The sequence below is a fragment of the Roseivivax sp. THAF197b genome, from assembly GCF_009363255.1.
GTDB lineage: Bacteria > Pseudomonadota > Alphaproteobacteria > Rhodobacterales > Rhodobacteraceae > Roseivivax.
Genome location: NZ_CP045318.1, coordinates 2,901,076 through 2,918,771 on the forward strand (window position 1 = coordinate 2,901,076; position 17,696 = coordinate 2,918,771).

The following is a 17,696-nucleotide window of genomic DNA, read 5'->3' on the forward strand; positions in this document are numbered from 1 at the left end:
GCCTTGAGTCCGATCACGAGCCCGTGTTTTCTCACCGTTCGTCGCGAGAGTTGCATATCAACATCATTCGACGAACGGTGAGGAATGTAACGAGACCAGGACGCCGGTGACCTCACTGGGTCGGCCTCGCGATTTACCGCTCGACCTTTGCCGACGCACTCACGCGCCCCCAGACCGCTATAAGTCCGGCGCCTGCCGTGATGATCTGCTCCACGCCCTGCAGGATCTCGGCCGCGTCAGCGCCGGTGACCTGGTAGCCCATCGAGCCGAGCGCGATTGCTAGGATCGGCGCAATGCCGTTGCCCGCGCCTGCGACGGCGACAAGCCCGCCCATCACGCCTTTCGATTGGTAGAACTTCTTGGATCCGGTCATGTCAGTTGCCTTTCTGAATGCGGCCGCGCCGCGTTGAGCGACGCGCGACGGCGTCGAGAGCCAGCGACAGCCGCCAGCATGTGATTGGTGTCAGGGGAAACGGGACCATCAGGCGACGGCCCGATCGGTCCACTCGGCGTCGATTACTTCGAAGCCAGGGCACAGCTTGAATTGGGCACACCTTTGCTCGATATTTAGGGCATGCAAGTCCCAATTATTACACTGAGAGAAGCGCTGGTTTACGATCGAGATTCCGGCAAGATCAGATGGCAAAGCAGGCCCATTTGGCACTTCAATAACGATATGAAGTGGAGTGCTGCCCAAGTTCAATCGAGGTGGAATTCACGATATTCGGGCACACCGGCTTTTGTCCAACTGAACGAAAACGGCTATCTCTATGGCACTGTCGATGGGATTCATCTTCTAGCGCACAGAGTCGTTTGGGCCATCGTTATGGGTGCCTACCCTCCTGCCCAAATCGATCACAGGAATGGCGATCGAACAGACAATCGCTGGATAAATCTCCGCGCCGCGGAGAAAAGCGAGAATTGCCGGAATGTAAAATCTAGGACGGGCTCAACGTCTTCCTATCTTGGAGTTTCATTTCGGCGGGATCGAAACATTTGGCGTGCCGTGATCTTTACTGATGGAAAGCAGAAGTTCCTTGGCACATATAAAAGCGAGGAAGAAGCTGCTCGTGCATACGACGCCGCAGCGATTCGGCATCACGGCGAATTTGCCCGCCTCAATTTTCCGCCCTAAGAAACCTCTCTATTCGTCCATTCTCTATCGACGACCTCAAACCCAGGGCAAAGTTTTCTCGCAACTTCCCGATGCCCCATCAGCCGCGTGATGGGCGTCTGCCGCGCGATCTCTTCGATCTTGGCCTTCGCCGCTGCCAGCGCCTCGGGCGTGAAGTAATCCTCGGGCTGCCGCGTGTCGGTGATCGTGCCGACCTCGATCATCAGCAGGTGATAGACGCCGCGGTTATACCCGCGCGCACCGGCGCCAATCCGCGTAATCGGGCGCGCAGCGCGGATCTCGCCGTCTGGGCAGGTGATCCCGTGATAGCCCGTATCCGACCAGCCGCGACCGCCCTTGGACGGCGGCAGGGTGTGCATGCGGTGAATGGCGGACGCGATTTCGCCGTTGCTCTTGTCCATGTGCCAACGGCCAGGCACGGCAGCACAGTGCAGGCATATCGTGTCGATCACATAGCCCGCGCTGCCCTGCCGGATCTCGCCAACGTGCGGCAGCGGCTCGAAGCGCGGCTTTTCCGGCTCGAGTATGACAGGGGGCGCGTGGCTCGCCAGCGGATCGCCGTCGAAGTCCAGCACCGCTTGCAGCGCAAGGCGGGTCTGCGCGTCCCACTCGCCCGAAATCGTGACCGGATAGCCCAGATCCTCGATTCCGCTTTGCAGCGTGCGGAGCGCCCAAAGGGTCGACTTTGCAGGGCCTTCCTCGACGAGCGCGGAGCAGGCGCCGTCCGTCTTCGGGCCCCACCAGCCGTCGATGGGCCCGGGGTCGTAGCCGAGCGAACGAACGCCCAGCTGAATGAGGCGGTGACCAAGGTGCATAGGCATGTCGTTTCTCCATAAAAAAAGCCCGCTCAATGGCGGGGCGTGGGTCGGGTTGGCAGTGCTGGGATTGAGAGATCAGCCCTCGGGATCAACCGCGAAAATCTCGCCGGGCTCGCGGTTGCCTTCGATTTCCGTTACCGAAACGTCTTGGCGGAGAGGGATCACGCCCAGCAACATGACCTGTCGCGTCGTGGTCAGGTACAACGGAGGACCGGCCTCAAGGCAGTCGTCTGCCCACGCTCCCAGATGATACGTCACGGTGTTGCCGGGGATGGCCTGATAGGTCGCAAGGCCCCAATCGCCAGAGTTGCATTCGAAGCCGCCTCCGTCGATCAGCGTGATTTCGGAACGCCAGCGCGCGTCGACAGTGCCGAATGGCAGTTCGCGCACAAAGCGAACCGTCCGGTCCTGCAAATCGAGTGAGATCGTCTTGATAAAGATCCCAGAGGGCACAGCCAGCCACAAGGCCGTTATCATGACGGCAAGAACCACCAGAACGGCAGCCATCTTGTCCGCGAATTGCCAGCGTAGATCGTGTGTCGGTCGGTTCATTTCCCACCTCTGATTGCAATGATGGCGGCGAAAGCGCCCGCCAGGCCCCCGAGCGTCAGGAAAGCGCGGATCAGGAGGCGCGCCGCCCAGTTTGATCGCTCCACGACGATGACCACACCGGCCATGCGCTCGATTAGGGGCGGCTCGCCCGTCTTCGACGGCTCCATGAATGCCCTATGCAGATCGTAGAGCATCTTCTTTTCTTCATTCGTCATCTGTCCCCCGATTGTCAGTGCAAGGCAGCCGCGGCGAGCATGCCAGGGCTGAATTCATGTGGCTCACGGAAGCCCAGGGCGTGCGCGACCAGTTCCGAGCAGAACCACCTGCCCGGCCTTGATCGCGCCCAGCGGGTCGCGGATAGGAGCGCGCCGAGCGTGTCATAGGGCTGCCCGAGCAGGCCGGAAACGCGCTGGAATGCGGCGATCTCGTCGCCGGGGTATTCCAGTTGATGCCACCGGCCCCGGCTCAGATCGATGCGTGTCATCCGCACCTGGTTGCCGTCGCGCTTGCTGGCGCCGATCACCTCGACGACATGGCCGCGCTCTTCGGGCGCGACCATCTCACAGTGCGAATAGATCGAGCCCGTGGCCGACCGGATCGCCCGGTCGCGCCAATCGCCAGGCGCCACATAGAACAGGACGCGGACGGTCACGCCGTCAGCTTTTCCAGCATCAGCACGCCGTTCAGCGACTGCTGCAGTTGGATAAGCGCGGTGCGCTTGTGGCTTTTGAGGTCAATGCCGTCGTGCGTGTCGGGCATCTTCGCGATGTCGGCCTCGGCGGTTGCCAGCGTTTCGCGGATGCGGTCAGAGAGTTTCTTGGTCGCCATGGTTTTCGTCCTCATGTTGTGGCTCGTTGAAATCGTCCTGCGGCTTGAGCCATGGACGCAGGAAATACGGGGGGCCAATGGGCGTCGTCGGTCAGATCATCCGGGGGCCCGGCCTCGAATGGCGCGGTGCCGTCTTTCATGGCCCAGCTTGTGACCATCACGGCTTCGAACCATGCCTGCCCCTGACCGATCAGCTGCAACACCTGGTCGGGCGTCAGTTCGTGGATATGGTTTGCGCCGTCGCGCAGCGTGATCGTCGCCGTGTCGTTCAGCGCGGCCTTGAGCGCCTGCGCCTGCATCAGAAGCGCGAGATAGACGGTCTGGTCGGAGGGGCGCCCGGTCAGCGGCACGGGATCCGCAATGCCGATCACGTTGAAGCTGGCGCCAGAGGCGAGCCGCCGGTCACGCTCGAGTGTGATCCGCGCATTGACGTCTGTTGCAACCTGCGCGGCTGCCTTCGCCTTCTGCTCGGGGGCGCGTTCGACCGTGATCATGCCGTCACCTCGACGACGAAGGTCTCGCCCATCCACGGCATCGGCGGCACGATCGAGACCTCGAAGGCGCCGACCTCGGCGATGTGTAGCGTCTCCGTCCATCCCTCGACCTCCGTCGTGTGCGCGAAGATCACCTCTCCGATCGCCATGTCGAAGACGGTGACGACTGTTCCAAGCGGGCACGGCGGAACCATGACATCCGGCTCGATGAAGCGCGCCACGGGCAGCGAGGGGCGGCGCACGACGTCACCTGCGTCATCGAGCATTGCTTCCTTAGCGGGCACGCCCTCGGGCAGTTGGTGGAAGCCCGCACGGGGCCTGGACGACGCATTCATCGGCAGCCCGGTCTCAGAAAATTGGACGTAGGGCACGGCTTACCTCCTGATCCCGGTGACGTTGAGAATGAGATCTTCCACGTTCGTCTGCGTGGCGGTCGTGTGCCCGACGAGACGGACGCGGCAGCGGAACCGGATGTTGTCGACGCTGGTCGCGGGCGCATACATCAGCACGTCGCTCTGTTCCTCGAAGTTGTTCGCCGTGCTGTCGATCGAGGGCAGTGGTGTGATGTCTCGCCACAGCCCCCAGGAACCGCCGGAATTCAACTGCCGCTGGATCCAGACCTCAGTGCGGCCCGATCCGTTGCGCGGCTCGCGGACGTCACCCTTCACGCCGATAAACCAGACTTGGTCGGGGCTGCTCGGCCCGAGCGGCGCGGTCTCGTTGCTGTCGGTGTTGTCGTCGACCTGCTGCGCGATGATGTAGTCGACCACTGTCTCGCCGTCGGACACAGAGCCTTCGATCAGGTCCGAGCGATCGATGATGTCGGTAAACTCGGCGGTGCCATCGGCTCGAATGATCCAGCCCGATATGCCCGCGACGAAGTCATCGGACTGCAGGTTGGTGCCCTCGAAGAGAGCCATGCCGCCCCGGAACGTGAACAGGTCAGAGTCGAACAGCACGCCGCTCTGCGGCTGCGCGCCGGGATCGTCGAGGTCTTCGTAGGCGTACAGCTTGATTTCCGAATAGGCCCCGTTCGTCTCGGCCTTCCAGCCGACACTGGCCTCAAGCCGCCCCTCGACCGTGGCAAGCACCTCGGCCTGCTCAATGACGCGGGCACTGGAAACAGCGTTGAACGCTTCGAGGATTTGCCCGTTGGTCGACGAAAACACGACGTCGTCCAGGCGAACGTGAGACTTGCGACCGGAGCCGAAAGACCAGTTCTCATAGTTGCTGATCGCCTGCGAAGTGCTGGCCGAATTGTCCACCGCGACAAGGTAGATTTCGACATAGGCCGTCCCGGAAGGCGCGGTTTTCTGATCGGAGCCTTGAACCCACTGGCCGTCTGCCGGGGCGGACCCGTTGTTGATGTAATATTTGCGCTCCCACGTCACGCCGTAGGTCTTGCTGATCACCTCCCCCGAGGCATCGAGCCAGATGTACTCCGCAAAGATATCGTCTTCGCCGATATAGCTGTCGCTTGTGGCATTCCCATTGATCGTCGCCATGTAGGCGGTCGCCTCGACCTTGAACGCCTGTCCCGGCTCCGCGACGAACCGCTTCCCGAGCGCCCACCAATCCGCTGACGTGTCCACGGCGCCGAAAGAACGAGAACCAGAAGAACCAGGATCCCCGGCCCGGACCGCCAGCGCGCCATTCGTGAATTGCGCCATGTCATGCGCTTTGCCGAGCCACCCGATCGGGACGCCCCGGTCGCCAACATTGCCTGATTCAAATCCCCCGTTCACGGCACCCTGCACCGGGGAGTCCGGCGTAAACCTTGCGCGCGCAGACAGTACCGCTTGCTGCGTGGCCGTGGCCGCTGCGCTCTCAGAGTCGTCCTTGGCAGATACAGAAGTGGTTTCAGCGGCCTCTGCGCCCACGCGGGCGGTCTCCGCATCGATACGCTCATCGCGCGCGGCGTCAGCTTCTTGGCCCGCCTCGTCGGCCTTCGCGCTTGCCGTGACGGCACTTGCTGCTGATGCCGCTGCTTCCTGCTCGGCGGCGTAGCTCTCGGTGATGTCTTCGATGCCGATATACGACATACGCAGGACGTTTCCGGTGTTGGGGCTATTGTAATTTCCGAGGATCATCGGGCGGATATATGCGGCGTCCTGACGCACCTGCGAGCCGTCGAACTCGCCCACCAATTCCTGCCATTGCCCCGTGATCAGCGTTGATCCCGACGCTGCAAAATAGTGGTTTGGATTGCGAAAGTCGCCTCCACTCCAATCGGGCGCACTAGGTGTTACGCTGCCGTCAGCCTCGAAGCACGTCACGCCCGCAAAAATACGCACCCCATCAGGGTTTGCGTATTGTTTGACCCGGAACCGAAGGCGATATCGCCGCGAACGGTCAAGCGGAATGGCTTTGCGGGTGCCTATGTTATGGCGCCCAAGCAGAACGAGGTCTTGTCCCCCCACCTCTGGGTCGGTGCTGGCCTCTAGTGATCGCTCCGAGTGCTCGTCGAGCGGATCAGGCGGTAATGGGTCTGCGGAGTTCGCCGCCAGAGACTCTAATCCCAGGGTCAGTTCAGGGTCCGCCGACGCAAACACGGACTGGTTCTTTGCCTCGACCGCGAGGCTCTCAGACTGCGCGGCATTGGCCTCAGAGCCTTCCGCGTCAGACGCAGCTTGCACGGCGACGTCCCGAGCGCCCTCGGCACCTGCAAGCGCGGTTTCTGCGTCGACTCGGTCCTGCTGCGTCGCTGCCGCGTCCTGCCCGGTCTGGTCCTCGGAGGCCGACGCCGACGACGCCGAAAGCGCGGCTGCGTTGGCTTCGTCCTCGGCGCGCTTGCTCTCGGTGATGTCTTCGAGTTGCAGCGCCAAGATCTCGCTGACCGCCCCGGAGGGGTTGGTGCTGGTGCCGTCAGAGTTCAGCGCAAACATCGGGCGGATATACGCCGTGTTGCCACTAGACGGCAGGGTGTACTCCGCCGTTTCAATCTTCACACCGTCAGCCACCGTGGCGGGCCGCAGATCGCCCCACGAAGAGCCGTCAAGCCCATTGTCCGACAGGTCGTCTTTCATAAACGAGAAGCTGAGACGGTTCGAGTTATCGGGGGCGTCCGTCGTCACGCGGCAGCGCATCGTCACGCGGTAGGTGTGACCCGGAATTGCAGCCATATAGGCCCGCGCTGCCAGCGCAGACCGTGTGTCGAACACCACCACACCGCCCGTGATCGTTCCCGTGGGCCGCGTCGGGACCGCAGTTTCCGGGTTGCCTTGGTTGCTGTCGATGAAGGCGTCCGGGTTTGTGATCGGGATGACCATGCTTGCCAGCGCGGCCTGCCGGATCGTCGCGTCCCGCGCCCCGGCGGCAACGGTCTCGGAGCTCGCCGCAGAGGCCGCAAACCCGTCCGCATCGTCGCGCGCCTCGACCGCCTGACCAGCCGCAGAAACCGCCTCGCCCGCCTTCGTGTTCGCGATCGTGGCGCTGCCGGAAGAAGCGTTGGCGAAGCCTTCCGCTGCATCCGCCTCGTCCGACGCGGTCTGCGCGTGCCCAGCCGCGACGCCAGCACTTCCCGAAGCCTCGCCTGCCTTCGCAATCGCCACGCCCTCGGCATCTTCGGCCCCGTCGCGCGCGGCCTGTGAGGCGTCCCGTGCGGCCTCGGAGATGTCCGCTGCAGCCTCGGAGGCATCGCGGGCAAGGATCGACGCATCGCGGGCATCTTCCGCGTCTGTGGCGTCCTGCGCTGCCGCTGCTGCTGCCGCCTCTGCCGCTGCCCTGTCACCGGCTGCGCTCTGCGAGGCGTCATCGATCGCGCCGGTCACGTCGCTGCCGAGATCCGCAAGGACGGCTGCCGCGGCGCCGGTGGTGACCGAGATCGGGCCCGCCCAGGTCGGCGCGGTGTTCGAGACGTCCGTGAAGCCGCCCTCGACCGTGTAGGCGGTTTGCGGCAACAGCGCCTCGGACAAGACGACCGCGCCATCCGCGCCGGGCACATTGCGCCCCGCGTCGACAACTTCGCCGGTCGAGACCAGCGTCACGCGCCAGGTGAAGCGATAGGCCGAACGGTTGGCGATATCCCAGGTCAGGCGGATCACGGGCTTCTGCCGGTTGCCGTCGGTCACCTGATCGCCGTTCGCGTTGAACGCCACGACGGGCGGCATGCCGAAAGGCGCTGCATCGCTGGCGGTGACGGTCCCGGCGGTCACCCATCCGCGCGTCACGCCGCGGGCATCCTCCGACCGGACCTGCAGGATGACGCTGTCGCCGCGATCGAGCGCGCCGGTCAGCATCGTTGCGGCCGGGCGTCGAGCATCGCCCAGAACCCAGCTTTTGCCCGCGTCCACGCTCCAACGAAGGCGCAGGAACGTGTCGGCAGTCGAGACCGGCACGGAGTCCAGAATAACCGCCGCACGGGCCTGCAGCGCGCCGTCTGGCAGCCGCAAGGTGGTTGTGTCGTCAGACCGCACCGATTGCACGACCGGCTTGTCAGGGCCGAACGTGTCGACCGGGTTCGTGATCTTCGGCGAGTAAGTCGGGATCGGGGTGCCGTCCTGCGTCGCCTCGGGCGCAGCGTCCACGGCGATGATCCGGGCGCTGTCATTCTCGCCGGGGAAAATGGCCTTCACCAGAAGGTCAAGATCCTCTTGCCCGACCTCGTCAACGTACATCAGCGCCTCGCGACGCATGATGTCGACCGGGAAGCTGCCATCTGTGATCGTCCAGACATTGCCCGGCGTGTCGTCGATCGTCGCTTCTGCGGTCAGGAAAACGGTGTCACCGGCGCCATTGATCAAGCGCAGAGAGACGCGGAAGGGCGTCCCGGTCGGCAGGTTCAAGCGCTCGTCGATCGTGATAGTGGCGACGTCCGCGCCATTGGCCGTCCAGGACCGCACCCGGCCCGCGCCATAGCCCTTGAGGATGACGTCGCTCGTCACGCGGATCTTGTCGCCGCGACGGACGACCAGATGTTCGAAGTCGGTCGGGATCTCGTACTCGCCCGGGCGCAATTCCGCGACGGCGAGGAAGTACCGCGCAAGGCGCTGGATATTACCGAGTTTCAGATCGTCTTTCGTCAAGACCGTGCCATCGAGGACAAGCCGCTCGATCTCGGTCGCGTTCGAGGCGTCGTAGCCGTCCTTGTAGACGGTGACGATGTCGCGCTCCCAGTTGTTCCGCTCGCTGATGAATTCGCACCGGACGCCGTGCAACTCGTCGGAGAATTGCATGGTCAGCTGCAGCGGCATGGAGTTGCGCGGGGTGAAGACTTGGCGCACCGGCCCGGCCCCGCCGTCGCGGATCACGCCATAGCGCATATCTGCCTGGCTCAAGGTCGCGCGGCCAGACGCGGTGATCAGGCGCAACACCTCGCCAAGCGTCGCGTCGCTGTCGAAGATGTAGTCGCAGGTCCACCAGGGTTCCTCATCCGCCCAGGCGTGCAGTTCGTCGACGATGATCTGAGATTGGTCGCGCGGCTTGGTCATGTGCGGGCCGGTCAGCGCCTCGTTGACCATCCACGCCGGATGCCTGACCGGGATAGGCCCAGACCAGGCACGGCGCGCCTTCGGGTCCGCGTCTTCGAAATCGGCCGGCAGTTCGGTGTGGATCTCGATACCGTGCGGCATGTCGCCCGAGAAGTCCGCAGAGTTGACGCCTGCCCGGACACCAGTGCCACCAGCGGTCCCGGCCCCGGCGTCATCGGTGCCCGCCCATGCGCCAATCTCTAGGCTGCTGCCGTCAGTTGTCTCTGCCGCCGACGTGGCCGCGATTAGGCCGGTGTTGGTGTCGATGGCGTAGAGGACCATGCGTCCGGTCGCCTGCGGGCGGATGGCGGCGTAGATATCGACCGCGCGGCCTTCGAGGGCGTCGCGCGGTAAGGTGCAGCGGACTCCCGCAGTGCCCGTGGCCGATGTCTGCCCGTCGCCTGCCATCGCGACCAGATCGCCGCCCGCATCGAAGGACAAGCCGAAGCCGGTCCCGGTCGCGCCAGCCTCGAACAGAAGGCCCTCCGTGGTCTCGTCGACCCGGATCCCGCGCGCGGCAATGGTGACCTCTTCGTCGCGATGCGGAGCCTCTGCCACCGTCGCGCCCTGGTCCAACTGGAAAGCGGGCGCGCCGAGCCCATCGGGAAACATCGTGTGCAGCCCGGCGCCGTAGATCGGCAAAAGCTGCTGAACGACCGCGTTCAGATTGCCCAAGGATCCCTGCAACTGGTCGCTGCCCTTCGCGCGGACGGCAATCTCCGCCACGCCTTCGTGGCTGGGCAGGTCTGTCGCCTGGAATGACCGGATCCCGGTCATGTGCAGTTCGCTCTGGTCTTCGGGCTCGTCGCCGTCCTTGCCCTGTTGGGCCGTCACGCGGATATCCCACTGATCCTGACCGGGCACCTTGAAATCGTGGCTGAACCGCAGTGGCGTCTGGCTTTTGCCCGAGAAGGTGATCGGCTCGACGCTGGTCTTCCGATAGGCGGTGTCGGGCTCCGACGCGCGCTTGTATTCGAAGAAGACCGTCCGGCTGTTAGATTTCACGTCCGCCGAGTCGTCCTTGCCGTCGTAGACCCCGCTCTTGAAGGTCACGTCGACGCTGACGGCTGCCGTGTTCTCCGCCGTGCGGCGCACGACCGGGTCATTCGGTCCCAGCAGCACGACATCATATCCGGTTTCGTCGACGTCGTCGGCATAGAGCGTCATCTGCTCGGTGCCCTGGCGCCACCCCTCGATGCCGAAACCGTCCTGATACCGGACGTCTGCCGACTGCACGATCACCGCGGCCTTGCCGCCCGGAAGGATCGCGGTCGCGATCGGCTCCGCCTGGTACTCGGCGGTATAGGTCAGGTTCGTGATCTCGACGCGGAAATCACGCTCGAGCCCGTCGTCATAGGTCGGCCAGGTGAAGGTGCGCTCGAAATCCGGCCCGCCGGTCAGGAGCGAAGCATAGAGCCCTTCGAAGGTGCCGTCGGTGGTCCACTGCAACTGACCGCGCACCCGGCTTTCGAAGATCACGTCGAAGGTCTCGACAACGCGATTGGTCCGCGTCGCGATCGTGGTTATCACGGTGCCGGTGGCGCTGCGCGGGCGCAGGGTCCACCTGTCGCCGATGGCCTCAAGGCGGCGGCGCGGCGTGTGGCGTTCCTCTTCCTCGACGATCACCAGGTCGGCGAGTTCGGGATAGGTGGCAAGGGTCCGCTCTTTGTCGACGTTCAGGAATTCAAGTTCGACGTTTGTCAATTCATGGATCGGGGTGTCACCAACCATCAGGCTTTCGATGAAGACCGGACCCCACCCGAACGTCATGCGCTCGCGGACATAGATGTCGTCGTCGACGGTCTCCGTGTAGCCCTTGGCCGACTTCATCGGGAACATGCGATGGCGCCCGAGCAGCTTCGGATAAACGCGATCCGTGCCCAGAGCGTTGCCAGCGTTGGTCAACTGGTTCTGCGTCTCGAAACTCGGCCCCTCGGGCTGTTTCGGCGGAGGAATCAGCGCCGATACCGCAAGGGCACCGACGACGGTCACCGCCGTTGTCGCAAGGTTCAACTGCGCCGCCGTCAGGGTCAGGTTGAGAGCGTTCGCGACGCCGGTCGCAATGGTGCCCGCCTGCGCAGAGAGGACGGCCATCAGCGCGGATGCGGCCAAGCCCCCGCGCGGCGTCGGGTAATATACCTCGATCGTCGTTCCGGCCTTCGGCTTCACCATGGGCCAGAGCGCGACAGGCACGTCCCATGTCTTGCCGCCCGAGATCGCGCGCACCACCGGCAGCACCTCACTGCGCCCCATGGCGCCGATAACGATTTCCTCGATCGTTGAGCCGACCGGCGCGGCGCCCTCGTTCCGACCGGCCATAAGCGGCGACGGCTGGATCAGCGTCTCGAAGAATGCGGAATCATCAAGCATTGAAGCGAAACACTCCATTGAGGCGCGCGCGCCAGGGTTCAAAGGTGAAGTCTTCGATGACCGATCCGGGGCCTTCCCGTTCGGTGTGCAGCATCAGGCGCGGCCCGAGGCAGTAGCCGACATGCACCGCATGCCTGCCGACGCGGAACAGGAGCGCATCGCCCGCTTCCGGCCGATCCACCGGCAGCCAATCCCCGCTTGCCTTCATCCCTGCCACAACGCGGCGTCGCACCGCCTGTTGAATGCTGCAGGCCGGGTCGGGGATCTCGCGACCATGGCGCGCCTTCTGCAGAGCGATGAACAGGCCCAGGCAATCGAAGGCATGAGGCCCCCGGGCGCCCTCCGCGTAGCGAAGGCCGATCCACTCGTCTGACCATTGCATGAGGCTCAGACCTTGAGGCCTCGCCCGCCGCGATGCAGGCCGGGTGCGTTCTCTGCGTCCATGCGCAGGCGGGAAAAGGTCTCATCAAGCACGGGCTCGACGCGGATCTCCGCGCGGATGTCACGTTGGCCGATGATGGCCTCGCGGATCTCGCCCTCGAAGGTCACCTCGGGCTGATCGAAAGACGATAGCAGCGCCCGTTCCGACTTGGCCGTGATGATCGACTTGTCGGTGCGCAGATGCGCCGTCAGTTCACGCGACACGTTGTCAGCGAGCAGTTCGAGAACCGGCGCCCGTCCATCGTCAACGTCGTCTGGCAGCTTCGTTGCGAGCGGATACGGCACAAAGGTCTCGCCGTCGCGGGTCTTCGGGTCGACATGGGCCACCAGGCGCACCGGCGCCTGCCACGTCGCCCGATCGAGCGTCAGGTATTCGATGACAGTCTCGTCGGGGTTCTCGTCGAACATCGCCTGCCGGAATGTGGGGGAAAGGTCTCTGCTCATGGCAAGATTTCCTTCGCGGAATAGGCCTCAGACATAGAAGACGAGGTCGGCCTCGACAGATACGCGGAGACCCTGCGGCGCGACTCGATACGGAGTTTCGACCTGGAAACGGTAAGTCCGGATCACACCGTTCAGCGGATCGCTGGCCTCAAACGGGTGAAGTCCGTTTGCGAGATCGACCTCGAAAAACTGCTCGAATGTCGCAAGCTGAGCGAGGCTGATGTTATTGATCCGGCCCTGGAAGATACGCGGCGCGATCGACGACAGGGGCCTGCGCTTGGGCGGCCCAATCGAAAATTGGCTTTCGAGAAAGGTGCCCGACGGGCCGGATCTTCGGTAGCCTTCGCGAGACGCAAAGAAAGGAATGCCTGCAGGCCAGCTTGGCATGCTCAAGTCCTCCGTTTCGGCGTTTTCGACAGCCCGTAAGCCTCGCGAAACTCCCGCTGATAGGATCCAGCGCGCAGTTCAGCGCGCACCGACTCCCGAATGACAAGGCGAAAATCCCCGTTGCCATCCATGCGCGGCGCTTCGGCCTCGATCGGCGCGCCATGATTTTCGATGACGAACTTGCCGATGCCGAAAGAGGACGCGCCGCCTCCCGACATACCGTCACGCACCGACCGCCCCAGCCCGCCACCATCGGCGAACTTCGGGAAGCGCCGCTGCCGCACCGCTTCCATGAAGGCCGGGCCGTAATAATCCACGGAGGCCGCGGGCTGCATGAATTCGCCTGCGGACCCCCAGAAAAGATGATTGTCCTGCCGCTTGCCTCCCGCGCCGGTCAGCTGACCAGCCGCACGCCGGACCGTCGGGAAACCGCCGCCGCCCGCATAGCCCGGAATGCTTCCGCCGTTCGCGTTGCCCGGTGCCGCGACCTCGACAGCCGGGGCGGGAGTTCCGAAACCCGCAGCCAGGTTTAAAAAAATATCATCGAGAAGCCCGCCCAGCGTTTCCCAGACGGGATCGAAAGCCAGTTCCCAGAGCCTGCCGGTGATGTAAGACGCGATCTCGTCGATCGCGGCCATTGCGCCTTCACCGCCCGGCTTCAGATTGTCGAAAGCGGATCTGACCGCATCCTTTGAAGCCTCGAGATCTTCCGCGGATTTTTCCGTTGCCTGCTTCGATTGCTCCTGCGCTGCCGTGCGCGCAGCCAGGGCGTCGGCCTGCTCGCGATAGACATCGATCAGGAGGCGGCCATCTTCGGTCAGCTGCTTTTCCGGATCGATCCCTGCCTTTTTCGCGGCGGTCAGTTGCTCGAACATGAACCGAAGGCGCGCCTGCTCGCCCGCACTTTTCCCGGCGAGCGACGCTTCGAGCTCAAGCTGTGCGATCTGATCGTCACCGATTTCCAGGAGGCGCTGAAGAGTCTCGGCCTGTTCGGCGCGCTCAGCTGTCAATTCGGCTGCCGCTTCCTTGGCTTTACGCTCTGCTTCTTCGGCATCTTTGATAAATGCCTCCTCCTGGGCACCGACGCCAATATTCCGACTAAAGATCGCGGCTTCAGTATTTCGCCGACCGCGGTTGATCCCCTTGTTATCTCCGCCGAGCCCACGGATCGCCTCGGCGATATCCGCATTCGTTCCGCCGCGCACCTCATCCAGGATCCGTTTTGGCAGAGATCCGTAATTATAGGCGATCGAGTTGAGTGCAGCCTGCTGCGCTGCCGTGAATGACGAAAATCGGTCACTGCCGATCTGACGCACGACCGTGCTCTGGAATTCGCCGATGCGGCGATAAAGGTCGCGGTTCGCTTCCTCCACGCTAATCCGCATTCCCTCGACGACCTCCTTCGAAGAGCCATCGGGGAGCGTGATCGTGTCGGACCCATATCCAATTCTGAGGGCATTAACGTCCCATTTCGGTGTAGGAATAAAGCTCTCAAGCCGCCGGAGCAAAACCGCAGTCGCCTCGCGCCCGTCAGTAGTTCCGCTGAGCGCTTTGATGATCCCCTCGCCGGTTTCGGACACCGCCACTGACGCCTGCCGCGTCCGAACGTATTCGCCATGCGCTGAAATCAGTTTCTTTACGGCCGCCGCGGCCTCTGTCGCGCTTTCCTCGGTCGAATCGAATGGACGGCTTCCGTCGATCTCTTCGCTCAGGTCGAGATTGCCCTGCAGCGCATCGTTCAACTCGTCGACAGCCGCCTCCGTATCGGCCAGCTGTTCGATGTTCTCGCGGAAGCCCGAAAGCCCCTCCGAGCGCAAAAGCTTACCCGCCTCTGCTGCCTCCGTGATGGCGTTAATCAAATCGAAGAAGGCAGCCGCAAGATCCTGCTCGTTGGTTGCAGCATCCACCCGGGCTAGCTCATCGGCAAAGAGGCCGGTTTCCCGCGCGATATCGACCATACGCCTCAAGACTTCATCGCCCGCCAGGGCCGCACCGGAATCGACTGCATCTAGCAGCACATCCCGCACTGTCTCGAGCTCCGAGCCGATTGCCCGCAGCTGGTCGAATTCAGCAAGAAAGGCACGCGCATCGATCTTTCCGGCCTCAAGCGCACGAGCGGTTTCCGAGATCGACAGAACAAACGAGTTTAACTCCCCATCGGCCACAGTTTGTCCGGTCCGATTGGCACGCCGCTTGTCCCCCCGGCTACCCGACCGCCGCAACTTGTTTTGAAAGTCGTCTATGCCGTCTGTATCAAACAGGCTCCCCGACATAGCCGCGCGAGCCTCTGAGTAGGTTCGCTGCGCATCCGTCAGTGCCTGCTGCAGCTGGGCACGGCTTTGCTCGAGCATCTTGCGCGTGGCCTCGGACACCTCCCCGCCGAGCGTCTTCTGCTCTTCTGCGGCCCTGCGGCTTGCCTCACGGTAAGAATCGAGCGCCCGTGCCCCCTCATTCGCAGCGCTTTCAGCCGCGTCGAGCGCATCAGAGGTGCGGTCGAGATCGACGAAGAACGCGGCCAGCGAAGCGGCTGTGATCGCCAGCGAAAGCGGCCCGCCCAAAACGCCGGTCAGCACGCGCGCCGCCGCGCCCAGCCGTGAGATCGGCGCAAGGCCGCGCTGTGCCGCCGTGCCAACGCCTGTGACGGCCCCTGCAATCTCGATATAGGCCGCGCGCATCGCGACGGCTTTCGCCACCGCCAGGGTGACCCCACGTCCGACCAGATAGACGATAAGGGCCTGCGCCACACGCTCGGCGATCTCTTCGACCTCCTCGAAGTTCTCTGACAGGTAGCGCAGCGCTTCGGTGAGGCGCCGCGTGGCATCCTCTGCCAGTTCGAGCCCGCCACTATCAGCCGCAGTGAGCTGAAGCGCCTCCCATGCGGCGTTCACTTCGCGCAAAGCGCCTTGCAGCCCCTGCAACCGAACCTCCGCTTGATCCTCTGCCGAGACTTGCCCGAGCGCCTCCCCGAGCTCCCTGAAGCCTGCCGCGCCCGTGTCAGCCAGCAGCAAGGCTGTTCGGATCGCGTCCGTGCCGAAGATCGACTGAAACGCCGAATTGCGCGCGCTATCGCTCAGTCCCTTCACGCCCTCTTCCAGCTCGCCCGTGATCTCGAGCATGGATTTCATGGAGCCGTCGGTGTTGTAGAACTCGAGGCCCAGTTCGCGCATCGCCGTGGCGGCCTCCTTTGACTGCGGATTGAGACGCTGCAGAAAGTTCTTGAAGCTGGTGCCCGCATCCGAGCCGGAGGCGAAGCCCGACGCGGTTGCCGATAGCGCGGTCAGAAACTCTTGATAATCGGCCCCGAAGCTGCCGACCACGCCGCCCGCCTGACCGATCGCCAAGCGCAGATCATCAAAACTGAACTTCGATGTCAGCGCGGCCCCGGCAATCGCGTCCGCGACCGCCGGAAGCTCTGACGCCTCGAGCCGGAACTGCTGCATGACATCGGTCACGAGATCCCCAGCGGGTGCAAGTTCGGCGCCAAGGCCACCGGCGAGGCTGACCGTGGCCTTCAATGCCCCGCCAAGGATCGCTTCGGCATCAAGTCCGTTTTTCGCGAGAACCTCGATAGCATCAGCCGCTTCGCGCGCTGTGAACGCAGTCGTAGCGCCCGTGTCACGTGCCGCGTTCCGGAGGCGTTCAAGCACTTCGACCGGCGCCCGTGTCGCGGCTTCGACCCTCTTCATAGACGCCTCGAACTGCCCAGCCACATTGATCGAGGAGCGTCCGAAGGCGGCGAGGCCGCCTGCAAGTGCCGTCGTTCCCAGAAGACGGCCGAGCCGCTGCAGTGCGGGGATCTCGCCGGAGAGGCCGCGCAGGCCGCCCCTCAGATCCTTCGACGCTCGGTTCGTGGCCTTAAGCCCTGCGGTTGCGGGGCGCGCTGCGCCTTCGATCATCTTCAGGCTGCGCTCGCCATCCTTGCCAAGCGACCGCAGATCCGCCTCGAGCTGGCGCTTGCCCTCCGCTGAAAGGCGGATGCTGTAGTTTCGGACCGTCGTGTTCATGGATCACCGTTCTGGCGGGCGGCGTCGGCCGCGCTCTTGATGCCCTGCTCCCAGTAAGGCAGCAGGATCGCGAGGATTTTTGGATCGTGCCCGCGCGCGGCGAGCAGCGTCGTCGTGGCGCCAAGATCGAGGCCGATAAACCCCTGCCATCCCGTGCGCATCTGGCTGCCGATCGCCGAAGCGTCGGCCGCCAGAGCCCGGCCCTCGATCGAGCGCGGGCGATGTGTGATTTCCGGGCATGCGCCCTCGCCGCCGAACCGCGCGCAGGCAAAGCTCTCAGAGCCTGGACACCCTGCGCAGTGGCTCAAGCCTCCGCTGAAGCGGTATCTTGCGAGGGCGCGGAGCCGTTTCCCTCCGAAACCAGAACGTGAAACGGCAAGAGGATCTCGCGCTGCAGTGTCTGTCCGGCACCGGGGAAGAGATCGAGAAATTCGAGGATCGACCGCCGGTCAAAAGATGCGGGTGTGCCAGCCTCGGTCTCGACACCCTCCCAGCCTTCCCCGTAACGCTGCAGAAGCACCAAAAGGAGAGCCTGGGCGAAGTCGCCGCGGAACGCATCTTCGACTTCGGGCGGCATGTCCTCCTCGTCGATAGCCTCGACCGCGGCCGCATCCATTGGCGATCGGCTCTCCTCGGCGATCCGCACCGCGCTGGCCTCGGCGTTCTTGAAGTCGGCAAAGGTGAAGGGGCGCACATGAAAGACCACACCGTATCCGATATCGATACGACGTGGCCCCATGAGTTTGCGCGACAAT

At 63.8% G+C, this 17,696-nt stretch carries 16 protein-coding genes; 1 reads left to right on the forward strand and 15 read right to left on the reverse strand.

Annotated features, from left to right (window positions below):
• Positions 1-133: 133 nt before the first annotated feature.
• On the reverse strand, positions 134-373 hold the full coding sequence (locus FIV09_RS13980) for a hypothetical protein (protein WP_152450749.1): 240 nt from the start codon (positions 371-373) through the stop codon (positions 134-136).
• Positions 374-826: 453 nt separating this feature from the next.
• Between FIV09_RS13980 and FIV09_RS20760 the strand changes: the two genes are divergently transcribed.
• Positions 827-1,135: an HNH endonuclease gene (locus FIV09_RS20760; protein ID WP_371417778.1), complete on the forward strand. Its 309-nt coding sequence runs from the start codon at positions 827-829 to the stop codon at positions 1,133-1,135.
• On the opposite strand, the gene FIV09_RS13990 is transcribed toward FIV09_RS20760, so the two are convergent.
• From FIV09_RS13990 to FIV09_RS14055, 14 genes are all read right to left on the reverse strand, one after another.
• Entirely contained in the window at positions 1,132-1,956 is an 825-nt protein-coding gene (locus FIV09_RS13990) for an N-acetylmuramoyl-L-alanine amidase (RefSeq protein WP_152450753.1), read from the reverse strand. The genes FIV09_RS20760 and FIV09_RS13990 overlap by 4 nt on opposite strands.
• A 72-nt stretch (positions 1,957-2,028) precedes the next feature.
• Positions 2,029-2,505, reverse strand: a complete 477-nt coding sequence (locus FIV09_RS13995; RefSeq protein ID WP_172975736.1) for a hypothetical protein — start codon at positions 2,503-2,505, stop codon at positions 2,029-2,031.
• Positions 2,502-2,720: a hypothetical protein gene (locus tag FIV09_RS14000; RefSeq protein WP_152450757.1), complete on the reverse strand. Its 219-nt coding sequence runs from the start codon at positions 2,718-2,720 to the stop codon at positions 2,502-2,504. Before FIV09_RS14000 ends, FIV09_RS13995 begins: the two co-directional genes overlap by 4 nt.
• Positions 2,721-2,734: 14 nt before the next feature.
• Positions 2,735-3,157, reverse strand: a complete 423-nt coding sequence (locus tag FIV09_RS14005) for a hypothetical protein (protein ID WP_152450759.1) — start codon at positions 3,155-3,157, stop codon at positions 2,735-2,737.
• The gene (locus FIV09_RS14010) at positions 3,154-3,333 is read right to left on the reverse strand and encodes a hypothetical protein (RefSeq protein ID WP_152450761.1); all 180 of its coding nucleotides are present in this window, start codon (positions 3,331-3,333) and stop codon (positions 3,154-3,156) included. Before FIV09_RS14010 ends, FIV09_RS14005 begins: the two co-directional genes overlap by 4 nt.
• 11 nt (positions 3,334-3,344) lie before the next feature.
• Entirely contained in the window at positions 3,345-3,827 is a 483-nt protein-coding gene (locus FIV09_RS14015) for a hypothetical protein (protein ID WP_152450763.1), read from the reverse strand.
• Positions 3,824-4,198, reverse strand: coding sequence for a hypothetical protein (locus tag FIV09_RS14020; RefSeq protein WP_152450765.1), 375 nt, complete (start codon positions 4,196-4,198; stop codon positions 3,824-3,826). Before FIV09_RS14020 ends, FIV09_RS14015 begins: the two co-directional genes overlap by 4 nt.
• 3 nt (positions 4,199-4,201) lie before the next feature.
• Positions 4,202-11,665: a hypothetical protein gene (locus tag FIV09_RS14025; RefSeq protein ID WP_152450767.1), complete on the reverse strand. Its 7,464-nt coding sequence runs from the start codon at positions 11,663-11,665 to the stop codon at positions 4,202-4,204.
• On the reverse strand, positions 11,658-12,047 hold the full coding sequence (locus FIV09_RS14030; RefSeq protein ID WP_152450769.1) for a C40 family peptidase: 390 nt from the start codon (positions 12,045-12,047) through the stop codon (positions 11,658-11,660). Before FIV09_RS14030 ends, FIV09_RS14025 begins: the two co-directional genes overlap by 8 nt.
• Positions 12,048-12,052: 5 nt before the next feature.
• A complete protein-coding gene (locus FIV09_RS14035) occupies positions 12,053-12,550 on the reverse strand; it encodes a hypothetical protein (protein ID WP_152450771.1) in 498 nt (165 codons plus the stop codon).
• Positions 12,551-12,577: 27 nt separating this feature from the next.
• Positions 12,578-12,937, reverse strand: coding sequence for a hypothetical protein (locus FIV09_RS14040; protein ID WP_152450773.1), 360 nt, complete (start codon positions 12,935-12,937; stop codon positions 12,578-12,580).
• Between the two features lie 2 nt (positions 12,938-12,939).
• A complete protein-coding gene (locus FIV09_RS14045) occupies positions 12,940-16,941 on the reverse strand; it encodes a phage tail tape measure protein (protein WP_152450774.1) in 4,002 nt (1,333 codons plus the stop codon).
• Positions 16,938-17,249 (reverse strand): hypothetical protein, encoded by a 312-nt coding sequence (locus FIV09_RS14050; protein WP_152450776.1) that lies wholly within the window; start codon positions 17,247-17,249, stop codon positions 16,938-16,940. The genes FIV09_RS14045 and FIV09_RS14050 overlap by 4 nt, the downstream gene beginning before the upstream one ends.
• Positions 17,246-17,695, reverse strand: coding sequence for a hypothetical protein (locus FIV09_RS14055; RefSeq protein ID WP_152450778.1), 450 nt, complete (start codon positions 17,693-17,695; stop codon positions 17,246-17,248). Before FIV09_RS14055 ends, FIV09_RS14050 begins: the two co-directional genes overlap by 4 nt.
• Between the last annotated feature and the right edge of the window lies 1 nt (position 17,696).

Coding starts and splice junctions, on each gene's coding strand:
- FIV09_RS14015 (WP_152450763.1), bottom strand. CDS start 3,827: ATGATCACGGTCGAACGCGCCCCCGAGCAGAAGGCGAAGGCAGCCGCG.
- FIV09_RS14000 (WP_152450757.1), bottom strand. CDS start 2,720: ATGACGAATGAAGAAAAGAAGATGCTCTACGATCTGCATAGGGCATTC.
- FIV09_RS13995 (WP_172975736.1), bottom strand. CDS start 2,505: ATGAACCGACCGACACACGATCTACGCTGGCAATTCGCGGACAAGATG.
- FIV09_RS14040 (WP_152450773.1), bottom strand. CDS start 12,937: ATGCCAAGCTGGCCTGCAGGCATTCCTTTCTTTGCGTCTCGCGAAGGC.
- FIV09_RS14025 (WP_152450767.1), bottom strand. CDS start 11,665: ATGCTTGATGATTCCGCATTCTTCGAGACGCTGATCCAGCCGTCGCCG.
- FIV09_RS20760 (WP_371417778.1), top strand. CDS start 827: ATGGGTGCCTACCCTCCTGCCCAAATCGATCACAGGAATGGCGATCGA.
- FIV09_RS14045 (WP_152450774.1), bottom strand. CDS start 16,941: ATGAACACGACGGTCCGAAACTACAGCATCCGCCTTTCAGCGGAGGGC.
- FIV09_RS14035 (WP_152450771.1), bottom strand. CDS start 12,550: ATGAGCAGAGACCTTTCCCCCACATTCCGGCAGGCGATGTTCGACGAG.
- FIV09_RS13980 (WP_152450749.1), bottom strand. CDS start 373: ATGACCGGATCCAAGAAGTTCTACCAATCGAAAGGCGTGATGGGCGGG.
- FIV09_RS14010 (WP_152450761.1), bottom strand. CDS start 3,333: ATGGCGACCAAGAAACTCTCTGACCGCATCCGCGAAACGCTGGCAACC.
- FIV09_RS13990 (WP_152450753.1), bottom strand. CDS start 1,956: ATGCCTATGCACCTTGGTCACCGCCTCATTCAGCTGGGCGTTCGTTCG.
- FIV09_RS14030 (WP_152450769.1), bottom strand. CDS start 12,047: ATGCAATGGTCAGACGAGTGGATCGGCCTTCGCTACGCGGAGGGCGCC.